At 47.6% G+C, this 17,018-nt stretch carries 20 protein-coding genes and 1 pseudogene; 1 reads left to right on the plus strand and 20 read right to left on the minus strand.

The window, feature by feature from the left end; all coding sequences use genetic code 11:
- Positions 1–68: 68 nt before the first annotated feature.
- From A6A26_RS18060 to A6A26_RS26325, 15 genes and pseudogenes are all read right to left on the minus strand, one after another.
- Positions 69–1,046, minus strand: a complete 978-nt coding sequence (locus tag A6A26_RS18060) for a FecCD family ABC transporter permease (protein ID WP_257469695.1) — start codon at positions 1,044–1,046, stop codon at positions 69–71.
- A 29-nt stretch (positions 1,047–1,075) separates the two neighbouring features.
- Positions 1,076–2,008: an ABC transporter substrate-binding protein gene (locus A6A26_RS18065; protein ID WP_371560350.1), complete on the minus strand. Its 933-nt coding sequence runs from the start codon at positions 2,006–2,008 to the stop codon at positions 1,076–1,078.
- Positions 2,009–2,039: 31 nt separating this feature from the next.
- Positions 2,040–2,840, minus strand: a complete 801-nt coding sequence (locus A6A26_RS18070) for an ABC transporter ATP-binding protein (protein WP_063880015.1) — start codon at positions 2,838–2,840, stop codon at positions 2,040–2,042.
- A 257-nt stretch (positions 2,841–3,097) separates the two neighbouring features.
- Positions 3,098–3,394 (minus strand): hypothetical protein, encoded by a 297-nt coding sequence (locus A6A26_RS18075; RefSeq protein ID WP_013026217.1) that lies wholly within the window; start codon positions 3,392–3,394, stop codon positions 3,098–3,100.
- A 79-nt stretch (positions 3,395–3,473) separates the two neighbouring features.
- Positions 3,474–3,962, minus strand: coding sequence for an Hsp20 family protein (locus A6A26_RS18080; protein WP_063880016.1), 489 nt, complete (start codon positions 3,960–3,962; stop codon positions 3,474–3,476).
- A gap of 220 nt (positions 3,963–4,182) precedes the next feature.
- Entirely contained in the window at positions 4,183–5,355 is a 1,173-nt protein-coding gene (locus A6A26_RS18085; RefSeq protein ID WP_063880017.1) for a carbohydrate porin, read from the minus strand.
- A 42-nt stretch (positions 5,356–5,397) separates the two neighbouring features.
- Entirely contained in the window at positions 5,398–7,305 is a 1,908-nt protein-coding gene (locus tag A6A26_RS18090) for a BglG family transcription antiterminator (protein ID WP_063880018.1), read from the minus strand.
- 2 nt (positions 7,306–7,307) lie between these two features.
- Positions 7,308–9,941 (minus strand): mannosylglycerate hydrolase, encoded by a 2,634-nt coding sequence (mngB, locus tag A6A26_RS18095; protein ID WP_063880019.1) that lies wholly within the window; start codon positions 9,939–9,941, stop codon positions 7,308–7,310.
- Between the two features lie 26 nt (positions 9,942–9,967).
- Positions 9,968–11,071 carry a PTS fructose transporter subunit IIC gene (locus A6A26_RS18100; RefSeq protein ID WP_063880020.1) on the minus strand — a complete coding sequence of 368 codons (1,104 nt, stop codon included), beginning with the start codon at positions 11,069–11,071 and terminating at the stop codon, positions 9,968–9,970.
- A 13-nt stretch (positions 11,072–11,084) separates the two neighbouring features.
- Positions 11,085–11,408: a PTS fructose transporter subunit IIB gene (locus A6A26_RS18105; RefSeq protein WP_063880021.1), complete on the minus strand. Its 324-nt coding sequence runs from the start codon at positions 11,406–11,408 to the stop codon at positions 11,085–11,087.
- Positions 11,405–11,866 (minus strand): PTS sugar transporter subunit IIA, encoded by a 462-nt coding sequence (locus tag A6A26_RS18110; protein ID WP_063880022.1) that lies wholly within the window; start codon positions 11,864–11,866, stop codon positions 11,405–11,407. The genes A6A26_RS18105 and A6A26_RS18110 overlap by 4 nt, the downstream gene beginning before the upstream one ends.
- Before the next feature lie 384 nt (positions 11,867–12,250).
- Positions 12,251–12,832 carry a hypothetical protein gene (locus A6A26_RS18115; RefSeq protein WP_063880023.1) on the minus strand — a complete coding sequence of 194 codons (582 nt, stop codon included), beginning with the start codon at positions 12,830–12,832 and terminating at the stop codon, positions 12,251–12,253.
- Between the two features lie 151 nt (positions 12,833–12,983).
- The gene (locus A6A26_RS18120; RefSeq protein WP_063880024.1) at positions 12,984–13,475 is read right to left on the minus strand and encodes a hypothetical protein; all 492 of its coding nucleotides are present in this window, start codon (positions 13,473–13,475) and stop codon (positions 12,984–12,986) included.
- Between the two features lie 79 nt (positions 13,476–13,554).
- Positions 13,555–13,761 (minus strand): hypothetical protein, encoded by a 207-nt coding sequence (locus A6A26_RS18125; protein ID WP_063880025.1) that lies wholly within the window; start codon positions 13,759–13,761, stop codon positions 13,555–13,557.
- A 97-nt stretch (positions 13,762–13,858) separates the two neighbouring features.
- Positions 13,859–14,152 (minus strand): annotated as a pseudogene (locus A6A26_RS26325) (hypothetical protein); the annotation flags it as partial.
- Positions 14,153–14,175: 23 nt separating this feature from the next.
- Between A6A26_RS26325 and A6A26_RS25575 the strand changes: the two are divergent.
- Positions 14,176–14,406 (plus strand): hypothetical protein, encoded by a 231-nt coding sequence (locus A6A26_RS25575; RefSeq protein WP_063880026.1) that lies wholly within the window; start codon positions 14,176–14,178, stop codon positions 14,404–14,406.
- Positions 14,407–14,782: 376 nt separating this feature from the next.
- Here A6A26_RS25575 and A6A26_RS18135 read toward each other — a convergent pair whose 3' ends face one another.
- From A6A26_RS18135 to A6A26_RS18155, 5 genes are all read right to left on the minus strand, one after another.
- Positions 14,783–14,998, minus strand: a complete 216-nt coding sequence (locus A6A26_RS18135) for a hypothetical protein (protein WP_063880027.1) — start codon at positions 14,996–14,998, stop codon at positions 14,783–14,785.
- Positions 14,999–15,426: 428 nt separating this feature from the next.
- The gene (locus tag A6A26_RS18140) at positions 15,427–15,672 is read right to left on the minus strand and encodes a hypothetical protein (protein WP_063880028.1); all 246 of its coding nucleotides are present in this window, start codon (positions 15,670–15,672) and stop codon (positions 15,427–15,429) included.
- A 117-nt stretch (positions 15,673–15,789) separates the two neighbouring features.
- Positions 15,790–16,116, minus strand: a complete 327-nt coding sequence (locus A6A26_RS18145) for a hypothetical protein (protein ID WP_063880029.1) — start codon at positions 16,114–16,116, stop codon at positions 15,790–15,792.
- A 75-nt stretch (positions 16,117–16,191) separates the two neighbouring features.
- The gene (locus tag A6A26_RS18150) at positions 16,192–16,476 is read right to left on the minus strand and encodes a hypothetical protein (protein ID WP_253851900.1); all 285 of its coding nucleotides are present in this window, start codon (positions 16,474–16,476) and stop codon (positions 16,192–16,194) included.
- 271 nt (positions 16,477–16,747) lie between these two features.
- Positions 16,748–17,014, minus strand: a complete 267-nt coding sequence (locus A6A26_RS18155; RefSeq protein ID WP_063880031.1) for a hypothetical protein — start codon at positions 17,012–17,014, stop codon at positions 16,748–16,750.
- Positions 17,015–17,018 lie beyond the last annotated feature (4 nt).

Raw genomic sequence — 17,018 nt, forward strand, 5'->3', positions numbered from 1 at the left:
AAATAATACTACTTAGTGACAAGTTGTTAGCATTCGTGCTTTCTGAGCTGTGCTGGCCTCGCTCAGCATCATGCACGCGAGGCGCGGGTCAGCAGCAGAATCACAAAAACACCACCGATGCCTGCCGTAATAATCCCGATCGGCAACTCCTGGGGTGCCAGCAGCGTACGGCTGGCGATATCGCCAGCGCACAGCAAAACCGCACCGCCCAGGCCACACAGCGGCAACAGCAGACGGTGTTTTACCCCGGCAACAGAGCGACACAGATGCGGCACCATCAGGCCGACAAAACCAATTACCCCGGTCAGGGCCACCAGCATTGAGGTCGTCAGTGCACAGCAGAGAAAAGTTTCGATGCGCACACGACTGACGTTAATCCCCAACGAGAGAGCCGTTTGCTCCCCCGCCAGCAGGCCGTCCAGAGAACGGTGTCGTAGCAGAACGAAGCCACTCAGCAGCGCCACGCCGGTGAGCGCAACGGGCAGATTTTGCCAGCTGGCCAGCCCCAGACCGCCCAGCGACCAGAACATGACCGAACTGGCTGCTCGCTGATCGCCAGAGAAAATAAAATAGCTGGTGAGCGCACCAAACAAAAAAGAGACAGCCAGCCCACAGATGATCAGGTGCTCTGCGCTACGCCGTTTTTTAAAGTGGAACAGCAACATAACCGCCGCCGCAGAACAGAGCCCGCCCGCAAAGGCCGCAACCGGCAAAGTCAGTTCCCCCAACCTGTCACCGAAACGGGTGATGACCAGCACCGCCCCTGCCGAGGCGCCGGAAGACAGACCAAAGAGGAAGGGATCGGCCAGATCGTTGCGGGTGGTGGTTTGCAGCAGTGCCCCGACCATTGCCAGCCCAGCACCGGTTAACGCCGCCAGCAAGGTGCGCGGCAGCCGAAGGTCAATCACGATACGGTTGACCATTTCAGACGGGGGCGCAGGGAGTAGCGCCAGCGCGCCCAATACCTGCTTTAATGATAACGCGACCGTGCCTGTAGCAATGCTGATGAGCAGGAGCCCTGCCAGCAGAAGGACGCAACCGCACATGACCCAGGTATAACGGTGAGACACCGCACTCACGGCGCGGTTCCGGAATACAGGGCATGCGCCAGTTTTTCTACGGCTGTGATATTGGCGGGCCCTGGCGTCAGCTCGGCATACTGCAACTTCAGATAACGATGATGTTGTACGGCTGGCGTGAGTTTCATCAGCGGATGATGTTCCAGGAAACGCCGTAGCGCATCTGCCCCGCCGCCGGTCTGATAATCCAACAGAATAATAAAATCAGGTTCCGTTGCAGCCACGCTTTCCCATGATGTGGTGCCCCAGCTGATATCCAGACCGCCCATCGCATTGGTCGCGCCAGCGGCTGCAATAATGGCCGTTGGCATGGCATATTTTCCACTGGTAAACGGCTTATCCTCGCCGGAGTCATAAACAAACACCTTTACTGGCCGGGCCGTGCTGGGCCGTTGAGGAATCTGCCTGAGGCGTTGCTTCCAGCCCTCCACCAGGGCCTGCGCCTCGGCCTGTTTGCCGAAGATTTTACCTAACGTCAGCTCATCGTTATAAAGCAGATCCATGCTGGCCTGATGCTTGTCTTTTTGGGTAAAAACACAGCTTTCACTTAATACCAGTGTCTTAATGCCGTACTGGCTTAACGACGCAGGCGTCACGTCGCCCCCTACTTTCATGCCGTAATTCCAGCCGGCAAAAAAGAAGTCGGGATTTACCGCCACCAGCGTTTCAAGAGACGGATATTTAGGTGCCAGCTCAGGAATGGCTCCCATCGCCTGCTTAAATTCAGGCGTCATTTTGTACCAGCCACTGATGCCTGTCAGCCCGACGATACGATCCTGCACATGAAGCGCAAAGGCCATTTCCGACATATTGAGGTCGTTAATCACTGCCCGTTTTGGCGGTGAATTAAACGTGACCGGCTGGCCGCAGCTCTGAATAGTGACAGGGAAATCGGCGGCAAGAGCGTGCCCGACAGGAATGCTCGCCAGCCCGACGGCAAGACAAAGTGCTAACAACGTTTCAGGCACAGTCTGGCACCTCGAAAATGCGTAAATGTTTTCCGTTAGCGGGATGCGGTACGGTAAAACTGTTTAACCCGAACACCGGCCGGAGATAACGGGATGACAAGGCTCGGGCTGGCGTATCAAAGACCACCTGCTCGCCCTGCGACAGAATCAGCACGCGGTCTGCAAAGCCGTCAATCAGTGACAGATCGTGCAACACCGCAACGGCCGTGATCCCTTTGTTTTTGATTAACGTCAGCAGCGCATGTCGTCCCAGGGGATCAAGGTGATTGGTCGGCTCATCCAGCAATATCAGCTGTGGCTTTTGGGCCAGAACGCGCGCCAAGATGGCTCTTTGCCGTTCTCCCCCCGATAGCGCATGTAACGAACGTCGCCGTAACCCCAGCAGCCCCGTTTCCGCTATCGCCTCGCTGACAATGCGCTGGTTTACAGAATGCGGACAGGTGCGGGCATGAGGAAGGCGTCCAAGTGCAACGTAATCTTCAACCGACAACCGCAGATCAGGCACGTCGTTCTGCGCCATAACGGCAACACATGTCGCTAAGTCCTGCCGGGTAAATGTTTTCAGGCAGCGCCCGTTGAGTGCAATCTCGGCCTGCTGTAGCGCCAGCTCGCGGCTTATCGCCCGCAGCAATGAGGTTTTACCACTGCCGTTCGGCCCGATAATGGCCAGGCGCTCCCCTGCCCGGAGGCTGAAGGTAATGTCATTGAGCAGGCAACCGCCATCGGGTTTGTACAGCGCCCCAATGTTCACCCGCAGTATCGACTCCGTAGGACGTAACGTCTCAGGCCGCATTATGTTAACCTATCTGCTATTTGTTATGTTATAACATAACTATTGGGTTTTGAAAAAACAAGCATTCTGGCGAAATGAAAAAAGGTGCCGACTGAGCGGCACCAAAAGGTGGGGATAACGAACGACAGAACAGACTATTTAAATCGGTTTTGAAACAGGCTGGCGGTAATGGCTAACATGCCAGCACCCAGAGAGCTATGTAGCATCAATGTATTCAACATAACCTATCTCCTCGATTTCACTGTAGGGACAAGCGGTTAAACCGCCTCAGCCAGCTTTTCCTCGTTGGCCTCTTTCTCAATCAAGCGCATCAGCAACGATACCCGGCGATCGGTACGCTCTGGGGTATCCGGTGGCAGGTTATAACGCAGGGTGTAGAGCTTGCCCTTCTCATTGTAAAAATCCACCACCAGCACAGGCAGAATTCCGCCTGGCACTTTATTGTAATTCACCGACAAGCGGGTCCTGCCCAGCTGCAGTTTGGCAGCCATGACGGTCTCGCCGACCAGTTTAGGATACAGGCTACGATCTTCGGGCACGCTGATGACTCTCATAACAGCCTCCTGATTATCCGCTTGATAACATAGTGCGGAGAGCGCTGTTCACGCTCCCCGCCGTCGGGTCAAACTGCCATTAAGCCTGATGTTCAATTGCCTCGGAGGTGCGGTGTTCAATCGGAATGCGGCGAGGTTTCTCGCTTTCTGGCACCTCATGATGCAAACCGACCCGCAGCAATCCGTCCTGCAGCCGGGCAGTGGTCACTTTCATATGTTCAGGCACGCTGTAGCTCAGACGGAAGTCTGAACGACTGATGCCCCGATGCAACCAGCCGCTGTTCTGACCTTCTTTGTCCGCCTCGTTATCCGTCACCTCCTCTTTCTGGCCGGTAACCGTCAGGCGACCGCCCGCCACCTCGATCTCCAGCTCGCTTTCTTTCCAGCCGGGTACGCTGACGGTGAGCTCATAGTGCTCATTGTCAGTTTGTCTGAGGTCATAAGAGGGTGAAACCGACACGGGCGCATCACCGGTCAACTGGCTGAAAAGCCGATCGATACGGTTAAACCGGTCAGAGAATGCGGAATCCGCGACAGAAGGAAATACAGGGAAATTACGTAATGCCATAGTGATAACCTCCTGAATTAATGGTTCATTCAAAAGCTCATCTGCGTGGGGACCTTCCCCGTTGCTCAGAGAAATTTATAGGATCGTTTCGGGGAATTTCAAGAGGATGAAAAAAATTTTTTTAAGGTGACTGTCTCCTGTTCTGTTACAGATGTCACGGCCAGCAGGACCGCTCTCTGTATGACGCTTCAGGGCCAGTACAGAGAGCATCAGCCGGTAATCAGAAGTGATATTTGAACCTGACTCGGGTGCCGTAACGATCTTTATTTCCGTTATGGTTATCGGCATGAACCTGAGACCAGTAAGCGCCCAGATAGATATCGAAATTTTGCATATTCATTACATTGCGAAAACGGTACGAGGAGTGAACGGTGTGAATGTCATACTTCCCTAAAATGAAGTCGCTCAGGCTGGCTGTAGGGAGATGCTGGAGCGTAAATTCTTTAACATCGTTGCGCGCATAGATATAGCCGAGTTGAATATCACGCCATAAGCCATTCAGACCCGCACTGAAGTTTTGCTCTTTCTTCGCGTCCATATACGCCGTGCTTAGATTGATGACTGCGCCATTATCCGGGTTGGCGCGCTGGCCATTCCAGCTTAGCGTTGCACCGTAACCGTTGCGCCTGGACTGATCCTGAAACTGACCATTTTGGTCCGTATAACCATACGCATTGCTCACCACATTGCTTTCCATGGCGACCGCCGCCGTTACATCGTTACCGTTCCAGGCGATAACCGGACGCAGATAGATCACATTCTTTTTATGCTCAAGCGTATTGCCATGGTATTCACCATTTTGAAACAATTTGGTTCCGTCATTCGCCATGGTATTTAATTCAAAATAAAAACGCCCGATTGTTTTGCTCAGCTGGATGGCACCCGCCGATCCTCGGCCACGCGCCTCTTTCATCATGTAGATATAGCCATAGCCATCTTCATAGAGATCGTTAGCGGTATTGCCGGAATACTCGATAAGCGTGTCCTGGTTAAGCGGGAACATATCAAAGGCTTCGTAACGACCCACTTTCACCTTCCAGTCTTTTTCCTGACCGAAGAAAAAGGCGGCATCGTCTAACTCAAGCCCGCCTGACAGGTCAGCCAGCGGTTGCACGCTAAAGCCTGCAAAGGATTTATCCGCCATGCTACGGTAACCATCCAGCCCGATTAAAATTCGGCCATTGATATCCCAGCGTTCCGCCTCTCCTGCCTTCCAGTTTTTATCAGCACTGGTTTTTAATGAGGTAATCTGGCCCGTTCTGCTTGCACCATCGAGATTAAACTCAACATCGCCATAGAGTGTAAGCGCACCTTGTTCTGTATCAAATGTCATCGCGGAAAAGGATGCTGAAGAGACAAAAACCAACCCCCAGAAATAATGACGGTATTTCATAGCCAACTCCTTATGCTAAATAACCCTGAGTGAATAAAACCTTTAAGGGAAGTATTTTTTTGAGGTCGTAATAAATTCGTTATAGTTATTACACTGACTTATGTTTTCTATAATATCGTCATGCAGAATATTGGTGAGGAAATCATATATCAACATACTGTCAATGAAGTGGTCTTCACTGATGGCCAACATGAAAACCAGCTTTACCCGTTTGCCGGTATCCCATTCAATGCCATCGGGAAAAATGGCAACGGAGACCAGGGTACTTAACGCAATGGGCGCTAAAGGATGAGGAATGGCGATTTTGTCATCCAGCAGCGTGGATGCACGCATTTCCCGATCTAATACAGACGCCAGGAAATGATCATTCACCCGCGCCTGCGCGTTTAATCTGTCGCAAAGAAAGGTGATTAACGATGACTTAGTATAATCCCCCGCATTGAGGACAAAAAAGTTGTCAGCTGAGAAATAATTAAGCATCGCATTAACAGGTTGTGTTTCAGACACCAGATAATATTTTATATTCTCAAGCTGCCATCTTTCCGGAAACGGTGGCAATAGAATAATACGTTTATTCTTTTCAACGATATTGACCAGACTGATAACAATATCTTCTTCAACGTGAGACATCAGACTATATTGCTCAACAGAGATCTGCCTGACGATGTGCAAACCCGGATACAGGCTCATGATTTTTTGACAGACAACCCTCGTCGATGCCATTCCCTGATCGCTGACCACCAGCGCCCGCATCCCTTGACCACTCTGATGGCAGATACTTTCTTCCAGAATCGCACCAATATGCATCACCAGATAACCGATTTCATCGGCACTGATGGTAGCCGTGAAAAACTGATCTAATTCGCTGAATGCACTGAGCGTTAATTCATACATTAACGGATAGTGGCACTTTATTTGTTCGAGTAGCGGGTTAACAATCGTAATCGCGTTGTTGACGCGAACGCGCATGGCTCTGATATGGCTTAACAGCGTAGCCTGTGACAGCGCGTCGTAATTCACGTTAATAAACCACGATGTACTCACGTAGCTCAAAAAGTGATTCATGATTGTGCGTTCAACAGAATACGCCTCAGGGACCCAATCGTGGCTGGAGGTGGTGGTACAAAAGGCAATAAGGTTCATGGCCGTGAAATCTATTTCACTTTGCGGAAACGGCACGGCTGGGTTAATCCATAATGACTGAAGTAAGGCTTCAGCAAGCATCTTCCAACCAGGCTCGGCATCACAAAATTCAAAATCCAGTAGCCATTTCCCTCGCGCCATTCTCTCCTGGGCAATAGCGATGATCAGACTTAAAAAATGCAGGTTCGCGTCGCTTATTTCGAGCTTTTTATCGCTAAGAAAGCGACTTAACACGTTTCTACAGTCTGGATAAGCCCTGACCAGGTCGGTATTATTACCGCCGTCAGTGGCCTGCGTGAGCCGCAGTTGGTGGTCGTATATACAGCGCCGAAAGGCAATTTCGCTGCCTTTAAGCTTAAAGATGTCATCGCCCTCCGACACGATACGCAACTGATAGAGAGAAACGTGACGCTTCAGCAAAGCCATATCATTTCTGAGACTGTAAATACTGATAAACCATTCGGCTTCCAGCTCAGCAAGCATCACGCCCTGCTCATCAGACAGCAGTGCCTCCAGCATGGCCGCGCGACGCTCCGCACCCGAACGTGTTTCTTTCCAGGGTTGTTGGCACTGATGCAGTAACAGATGCAAGGCATCGGGATCGCTAATCTGTAAAGAGAAGCCCTTTTTGCGCGTATAGATAAGACGGTTACCAGACTGCCTGACAATATCACCCACTTCTTTGAGGTCAGTACGGATGGTCCTTGTCGACACCTTCATCTCTTTTGCCAGAGCGGACTGGGTGATATCGCCCTGCGCGAGTGTCATGAAGATGTCCCTGACCCGTTTGCTGGTGAACAGTCTCATGGTTATATCCGTTTAATCTGCACCGTCTGCACATCATTTGGCCTGAGCATCAGGCGCGTCGGCATGGGCGTCACCTCATCCAGCATCACGAAGTGTGCATTCGGGAGTGATGGAATGACGACGTCGGTTTCGAGATGGGGATTATAAAATCTGACAATGATTCCGCTGTGGTCTTCCGCACATTTCACCGCACTGACCAGCGCATCCCTGAACGTCGCGGGCAGATTCAGCGCACTGTAGGTTTCGGGATAATCGCGTTTCTCATCATTCCAACAAAAACGCAGTCGTCCGTTCAGGAAGTCGCTGTCCTGATAAACGGGAAACTCGGTCAGCCAGGTTTTCGACACGCGGGCATGTTGGGCCTCATCGAATGTGCCGCGGTAAGTTCGCCAGCCAAACGCAAATGACAAGGTTTTCAACAACTGGGCATCAGGCGTTTCTACGATACTTTCACCGGACGCGCGGCCCGGCCGATAAAGCAAATTTTCTTTACCCATAAAGCCAAACGTGCGGAACAGCGTCAGCGAGAGCGTATTGAAATCATCCCCTACGATTTCGTATTCACGAACGCCGTTGGTGTGCAGCGTAAAGCCGTGCTGCTCGTCATGCACATTGACATAGCTTTGCATCGGTTCAATCGAGATCGGCTTTTCCTGCCAGCGTTCTTCTTCCCACAGGTGAAGCGCATTAGTTAACTGCACAGGCCGGGTTACGACGCCGAACAATTGATCGGCACATGACACGTTGGCACAGATATCCGTGGCAAAGTGCACACAAAGGCGGTGGCTCAGACCATTGTTATCAACATCCAGGGTAAACCGGATGAGATCGTCGTCCTGCAACCTGATGTTTACGGACAAATTGAGCGTTGCAGATGTCACTCTTGCCGCCCTTTCGGTCAGATCACCCGGCACCTTAAGGGCATACGTAAGCAACAGACTTTGGCTGATCGCACTTTTCTGACGTTGTACTGCCGTCATGCTGTTTTCGGAGGTAATGATCCAGTCAGCGCGCGGCGGGGAATAATTATAAGAATCGCCATCGTCACCATTTTCCACAAACAGCATCTGCCGCTTATAGCCTTTCCCACTCAGCTTATCGGTAATCGTCAGCAAGCCATTTGCTTCTACCTGGATGTGGTAATAGTCATTTTCGATACTGGTCTGGTTGCTGGTATCAGGCTTAGTGGCCCCGTCTTCAGCAAAATCCATATACCAACGGCAATAGCCCAGCGCGGGTAAGCCAGGACTTTTGGCGGTCAGTCGCGTGCGATAGACTTTTTCGGGTTTGTGCCAGGGCTTGCCCGGATCTAAACGGATACTCTGGTTAAGTACATACTGAGTGAGGTCCTGCTGCTGCTCAATAACGCAGGGAATAGCCTCACCGTTGTTGTCACGTAAGGTAAAAGGCAACCCGGGCAACCAGGCCTCGAAAGTTATTTGCGGAGCTACCTGCCACGGCAGAGGATTAAACACGGTAAAGGTAAAATCATGATGGCGCGGAATGCGCTCTGTGATAAGCCTTGTATGTAACTCCAGTAAATTCTGCGCCAGCCCTTTAGCTTCTTTATAGCGGAAGAAGACATCCTGATTGGTATCATCGCTGTTACATCCGCCGATGCTGTCATGCGCCGCGTTATAAAACATGCGTTTCCAGATGTCGGCAACAATATGCTTTGGATAATCATGCCCAAGGCTCTGGCTGATGGCCAGTATGGGCTCAAGCGTGTTAACCAGCAGCGCTTCAGTCTCATTGTTGAGTAGCTTCAGGTCAGCACGGCAGGAAAAGATCGTTTTATGTACCCGTGAATGTTTGGCTTCGGTGAGTTCACCTTCTAATGTCCGCGCGTCGGTACCCACCTCCTGCTCCAGCGCCTTGATAAATGTCAGCGGGTTACTGATTTGATAATGGCGGCTATCATCACGGGCATTAAACTGCTCAACTAATTCTGGCAAGTTGCGGCGCACGGGAGCCTGGTCGAAGCCATGAGGAAACAGCAGGTGCTGGCGATGACTGCGCGCTTCTATAGCCGCCATCTTCTCATCAAGAAAGGCTTTCATGGTTTCAGGCGTTTCATCCAGCAGGCCACCATAGTGGTATCCCCATGGCATTTGCAGGGCAAAAACCCGGTCACCATTATCACCCTGCCAGAAAAATTCTGTTTCGTGCAGCGTATTATCGGCGATGCCGCGCCAGAACAAAGCGTGATTGAGACCGAACTGGCGATAGAGTTGCGGCATATTGCCGCCCTGCCCAAAGCAGTCAGGGACATAGCCCAGCTTCATTACGTTGCCATGCCTTTGAGCCACTTCCATACCGTAAAACAAATTCCTGACAACAGACTCCTGATGAATCACCAACTGATCTGTTTGGGTAAACCAGGGGCCGGTCAGCAAACGCTCATCGGCGATCAGTTTCGTGAGTCTGGCTCGATCCTCAGGAGCCCACTGAAGATAGCTTTCGATAAGTGAACTTTGCGCATCAAGTAAATAACAGGGAAAGTCTGGATTACCCTCCAGCACCTGGATAAGGTTTTTGATATGGTTAAACAAATAAATACGCGAACGTGATGAGGTAAAATACCACTCCTGGTCCCAGTGAGTATGCGTATACAGATGAACCATGCGTTTCTTCATGTTATTAACCTTACTAAAATAAATTTTTAGTCAAATTTAATTTCAATATCATCGGAGGCGTTATTGATATTTTCGTTGATGATTTCCGACTCATTAAAATCCACTAAGAAATTTGCACCTATGGCTATAATCAGAGTCCCGACCAATGCGCCGAGAAAGTAAGCCCATGCATTCCCCACGGTAAAGCCACCATACAATCCACCCAGTGGCGGCATAATGGGATAGGCTTTAAACAGCGCCACGGTCATTGAGCCCATGGCCCCCGCCAGTATGTTTAACGGAATTAATCGCGCCGGATTTTTTAAGGTAAACGGAATCGCCCCTTCCGAAATACCTAAAATGCCCATAATGACCGAGCCATTTCCGGCTTCTTTTAAAGTCTCACTGAAATTACCGGGACGGAGGAATCGTGCAGCGGCGTAGCCTAAGGGGGGAATAATAATGGCGACATTCACTAAAATGGCCGGTAAATACACGCCACTCATAAACAGCACATTTGCCGTTCCCCATGCGGCTTTATTTACCGGCCCCCCCAGGTCAAAACAGATCATCCCACCCAGTACCGCAGCCAGCACCACCGTATTGGTGCCGTCTTCGGTCATACGCTGGACCCAGGCCATCAGCGAACTGTTAAGCCAGGACAGGACATCGCCCAGCAGCAACAGCATCACCACAACCTGCAGCCCAACAGTAATAAACGGCAAGATGATAAGGGGCACGGACGAGGCGGCAGAACCAGTGATGCGGATCTTCCGGGATACCCATTCCGCGGAGTAGCCTGCCAGCAAGCCGCCCAGTACGGCGCCCAAAAAACCTGAGCCGGTGACAGAGGCAATCAGACCCGCCGCAAAACCCGGAGCCAGACCTTTTTTACCTGCAATGGAATAGGCGACATAGGCACCTAAGACATAATTCATTAAGCCAATAATTTTAAATCCGATATCCTGGGCAAGATACAGCCATTTCTCCAGGCCGCTACTGTGAGCGAAGCTGTCCAGATTAGGTTCGCCAAGCAGGATACCGATAATTTTGGCCACCGCGACCACTAACGATCCGGCAATAATGACAGGCAGCGCAAAAGAGATACCGGTCATTAAATGGTTTTTGATATTGACCATAGTTTTTTTCATTTTGTCACCAATATCACGGGTTACGGCGCGCCTCGACAGCCGCCACGCATTTTGTAATGACCTCGGCTGCATGTCCGACGCACTGGCTGATTTTCACCCTGATTACGGTCTTACCGGCGAAGCGCTCTTCTTCTTCAATCGAGCGATCGGCGGCAATCAACACAAAGTCCGCTTCAGCAATATGTTCCGGGGTTAATTTATCGATCATCCCCATCGCCCCTTGCTGTTCGATATGCACCTGATGTCCCAACTTGCGCCCCGCTTTTTCCAGCGATTTCGCTGCCATCGGTGTATGCGCTAAGCCAGCAATACAGGACGTGACGCCTACAATATTCATGCTTCCTCCTTAAACTGGATTCGTTGCATCATAAACTGATGCAGGGCATCCTTATTTTCGATCGTAAACAACGCTTGCCTGAAATCGTCATCGACAATCTGACTTGCGAGCGCGTTGATGATTTTTAGATGCAGAATACTGGCACCCGATTTTGGCACCAACAGTGCGAAGATTATTTTGATGGGTTCTCCATCCAGACTTTGCCATTCAATTGCGTCATTCAGACGAATAAAAATCACGCCGGCCTTTATTACGTTTTCCGTTTTGGCATGAGGCATGGCGATTTGACTCTCAAAGCCTGTGGAATATTCCTGTTCTCGCAGCCAGAGGTCGGTTTTTATTTCCTCCACGCTCATCGCCCATCCCTGAGCAACCGCATGTGAAGCGATAAAATCGAATATTTCGTCTTTACTGGTAAATGCTTTATTTAAGAATATGCTTTCGCGATCAATAAGCATGGTTTCCCTCTTGCCGGATTGTTCCGTACCTTGATGAAAAGCCTAACGGAAACCTAAGGTATGTAAACACAAGCGGTTTCCGCTAAGGTGCGGAAGATGTCTGCGGCAGAGCGGGCCAGAAATGGGAGCGTTGTCTAAATAAAAAAGCATTATGAGCGTCAGATCACTTGATTTGATAAGGGAAGGTTTAACAGAAGTAAGTAAGGTCGGAATCTATTTAGGGTGACAGGAAGGGATATATTTGGAGATGTGTGGTGGATTTTAGAAGACGGAAGACAGCGTTATCGTGTTGAGTGTGATTCAACGCGAGGATAAAAAGGGGATGTGGACGGAACGGGGGAATGAGTTGGTCTGCAAAGAGGATACCACAGACCAACCTGCGGGCTATTTCATGCGACGCTGCCTGGCAACGCTGGCAAGGCGTTGTGTCCGGCAGTAAATGGCAAACAGGATGAAAGCCTGCCCGTTAAGTATCCAGCGAGCACCAGCCAAAGCAACCAATGCCAGAAGCAGCCACAGGCCCGGGTGGCTAGCCGTAACAACGCTGTAGCTCAATAGTAAAACGGTCGATATAAGCAACATCGCACAGACGTAAGCCAGCCCCGCCACACCGGCTGTTTGGCCTCGTGCAAGCAGGTAACTGGCCGTGAGTATCGCGCCAATAATGACGATTGAGGGAACAAAAAAACTCAACGCATGTACCTGTGGGCTGAGCGGAGGTAACGCGTGCAGAAATGTCAGCAAATTAAATGCAAAGGCGACCAGCAACAGCATCAGAACTATTGCAACCGGGAAGCCGTTTTGCCTGGGAAGCGACCCGGAAGGCTGTTTGAAATAACGTTCAAGCTCTGGAGTGGAACGGGCTAGTATGGACTTATCCTGTCGTGCGATTACCTGATCTATTTCGCGACCATGCTGCAGTAATTCAGCGATATTACGCCCGACAAGCCATGGTAAAAATTGCATTAAAATACCGCCAACGATTGAATGGTTCCCACAATATAGTGCCCGGTGCGCGGCACGTTACCGGGAGCAGCAATGATGCGAGTGCTAAAAAAATGACTGAAGGTGGCTACTCGATAAAAAAAACCACATCACAATTTTCAAATTACCAATCTTAAATTTTTAATTTATTCCATTTGCAATAATCGTTCCATGACTTTTCATCTTTAAAGCCTGAGCGATAATTACAGCTAATCATACCTGTTCTGTTATGTGGGTCATATACTGCATCAATGTGTCCCCACGCGCCATAGACTGGAAGATTACAACCAGATTGCACTTCAAACCACTCTCTTAATTTTCGCGTAACTTTACCCTCTGGTTTATTTTGCTCTCCCATCAATAGTTTATCAGGTGCAAAGCACCAACTTACTACTGTGGCATTCACATCACCTTGATGAGATAAAAATACGATCAGGTAAATATCATCTTGCCTATTGTTTTTTGTATTAAAAACGGCTCGATAATTTACGGTATCATCACCATTGTCAGGCCATGCCTCCCAAAATAAACCATTAATTAGAAATAGCTCTTGTTTAGCTAAAGTGGAAGAAAGAACCAATCCATTCCCAAAATTTACATTTCCATTATCTTTGTTAAAATTCATTCAGGCTCTCCATGCCAATAGCCGCACTGACGCCGCTATAGCTCCAAGCGATAACCAAGCGAAATTAATCATGCCGCTATTAACAGTTTGTTTTATTCCTAACTTGAGTGAGTATTATCACCTCATAAGCGTCTTGCCCGCTTAATTTTGCTTTGTTAAATTCTTCTTTGCTTATCTCATATTTAACATCTTTATTTGCAATCCCACCAGCGTCATAATTGATATAATATTTCCCATCGTCTTGTGTGATGAACATCCCATAGCCACTAAATATAGCTTTTCCCATCATCTACTCCTGACTTTAAATTTTAATAACAAATGCTCAATTCAAAGGTGTTGGATCTATAGTTACTTACGGAACCCTTACATATTCCCTCCCCAAGTAGTACGCTTTCCCAGTCCAAATACTGACCCTGCATACGCAGATTCTGCCCTATCACTGGAATTCGCTGACTGGACCCACACAGCAGTTTGCCCCGGGTACTGTTTACACCTGCCTAGGTTTTATACCCTTAAGCAGCGGTCAGCAGTTCCGGCGTGCCGTTAGCCGCGCAGTAGAACCAGAATATCGCCGGGCTTTCTATGACATCAATACGGGCAAGAGGCTCATAGCTCTGGTTGTCGTTGTACACATAGGTAAACGGAGTATCGTCATGTATTTCCTGCAGCGGGCGGAAGGTTTGAGAGAAAAGTGGATGGTATGACGAGTGTTGCGGAATTGATGTTCCGCGATAAGAGTAATGAAGATCTATGTGGTTTATTTCATGCGATGCTGTCGGGCAATGCTGGCGAGGCGTTGTGTCCGGCAGTAAATGGCAAACAGGATGAAAGCCTGCCCGTTAAGTATCCAGCGAGCACCAGTCAAAGCAACCAATGCCAGAAGCAGCCACAGGCCCGAGTGGCTACCCGTAACAACGCTGTAGCTCAATAGTAAAACGGTCGATATAAGCAACATCGCACAGACGTAAGCCAGCCCCGCCACACCGGCTGTTTGGCCTCGCGCAAGCAGGTAACTGGCCGTGAGTATCGCGCCAATAATGACGATTGAGGGAACAAAAAACTCAACGCATCTACCTGTGGACTGAGCGGAGGTTAAGTTTGCAGAATGTCAGCAAATTAAATGTAAAGGCGATCAACAATAGCAATCCTGTAACAGGGAAACTGCTTTAACGGAGAAGCACCGCTGGAAATAAATCAAACACGCTTCAGCTTTAGTGTGTATCGGACAGGACAATACAGAATCCTTCTGACATACTATTTACTTTTTCTTTTCAGGAATATTTAGCAGCGTTTTAAATTATCACCAATCAGAATTGAGACCTTCCCCTTCCTTCTCTGGATTGGGTGGCAATAATGACCTCATAAGCATCACTTTCACTTTTTTGAGCCTTTAACGCCTCATCAAAAGTTATTTTTGATTCTTTTTCAAACATAGCAATAGTACCATCGTCATATCGAATATAGTAATCATCATTTTTCTTTACTATATCGATACCATAACCTGTAAATATCAATTCACTCATAGTAAATCTCGCAGAAGTTTATTTAAAAAGGGATAAATATTTGCATCACTCAGTGATGTTTGGTCAATAACCGCTTCAATCACCCCCCGGATTTTTTCCTACAGGAACCCAATGATCATTGGAAACTTGCCTCTGGTTTTTACTTTCAGGCGTCAGGTGTAACGCATCAGGTTCACCTTTGAAGTGGGCATTACTCTATGACTTATCTAACTTATCTAACTTATCTAACTTATCTAACTTATCTAACTTATCTAACCAACATAACAAATCTCTTACTATTGCAACTTGCTTATATTGATTTTCCAACTGAAGGGGTAAAATTTAAGGAAGAATAAATATTATTAACTTAAAAGATTGTATTATTTACCAGCAAAATTAGAAGAAAGATTGATAGAGTGAAACTCCTTCCCATCTGAATCAAAAATTTATCATACGATTTTTTTCAAAATTTTAGAATGAATAGCAGATGCTAAGTCAATTGATTCGCGACTATGTTTATCCTTATCAGATAAAACAAGACTAGTATAATATTTCAACTTCATAAGGATCTCAGCGGAAGTGGCACCGAAATCGACAACATCAATGATATCATCTGCAATATCAGAACGACAAACTGCATCTTTTTTAACTAAGGAAGCTAGTTTTTTAGCTTCGGTATAAATATCATTTTTCATAATTAAAAAATACTGGAACTCTGAATATCAACAGCATATGCCTGAACCATTACTTCTATCCCGCCACCAAAATTATCACCGACACCAGGAGCAGACCTCGCCGGGGAAGTAAACGAGTTAAAGATTATTTTCATTAACAATCAACCATATATTATTCTTTACAGAAACCAACTCATCATTAGCTTTCTTTCTCTCTTTGAGGTCATCACGCCAGATATAAAAATCAGAGAAAGCCCCATTACCTTGCTCCATTATTTTCCATATATTACAAGCTTCTTCTAAGTATTCATTTGACAATGCTTCGTCCTTACTCAATGCTCTCTCTATCTTTTCAATTATTGCTAAAATACCTCTTGCCCAATTTTTTTCATTTTCTTTTATAAGAATTTTCTTCAACTCTTCGAATTCATTCAAGAGATTAATGGATATATTTTTACTATCCATATAATTACCTCAACGGTCAACTATCAAGCACTTCAATCCCACTTAGTCGCCATGATTGCTCAAAAAATATTGGATTTATATTCTGTCCACCGAGATAAACTCCCCTTGATAGCGTACAGGCCCTTTATAAATGGTTGTCCCTTTAGGAATAACTAACTTGTATACAGATTCAATTAGAAAGATGCCTGCCAAAATACCATTTTTATCTATCCATTGTGGTTTTACTGCTAGGTCTATGTGTACTTTTTCTACAGAATCAGAAGCTGAATTCCCATTAATTTTTGCCAAAGGGCCGGGGTTATTAAGCATTTCATATTTGTAATCACCTTTACACCTACTCAGCCCCCACAGTTCAACCATCCCAGCGCATTCGGCGCATACTAATAAAAACAGGGATGTCCAAGAGCCCATAACCGAATACCATATGTTTCTCTAATCTCGATGCTACCCAAACAATTTAGTATTGAGTACTGTAAAGTGATTATGCATCAAATGATGTGGCGACAGAATGATCGAGTCGGTTACCTGTGCTATCCTCCACATCTTCTAGCTCCCCACCTTATTAAGAAGCATCTGATATAGTTAATAGTTTTTAAGCTATCATTGGTTACATTAAAATCATCGATAATTTCTAAAATTTAAGATAAGTAGATACTGCTTTCTCAGCATCTGACATTTTAAAAAGTAAATGATTATCGTAATCATTATAAATTTCCAAATAAGCTTTTACTGAATTGTGTATGTCATTATGATCCAAGATGTCAGCCTCTATCTTTTTAATTGTTAATTCATATCTTTTAATGATGTCATCAAGCTTATTTTTTCCATGTACTAAAGCTTCGCTTTTGATTAAAGTCAGTGTATCTTTTAATATTTTTATAACTTCATTCTTATTCATATAG

This window comes from Pantoea sp. OXWO6B1 (genome assembly GCF_001641135.1).
In the GTDB taxonomy this organism is placed as follows: Bacteria; Pseudomonadota; Gammaproteobacteria; order Enterobacterales; family Enterobacteriaceae; genus Pantoea; species Pantoea allii.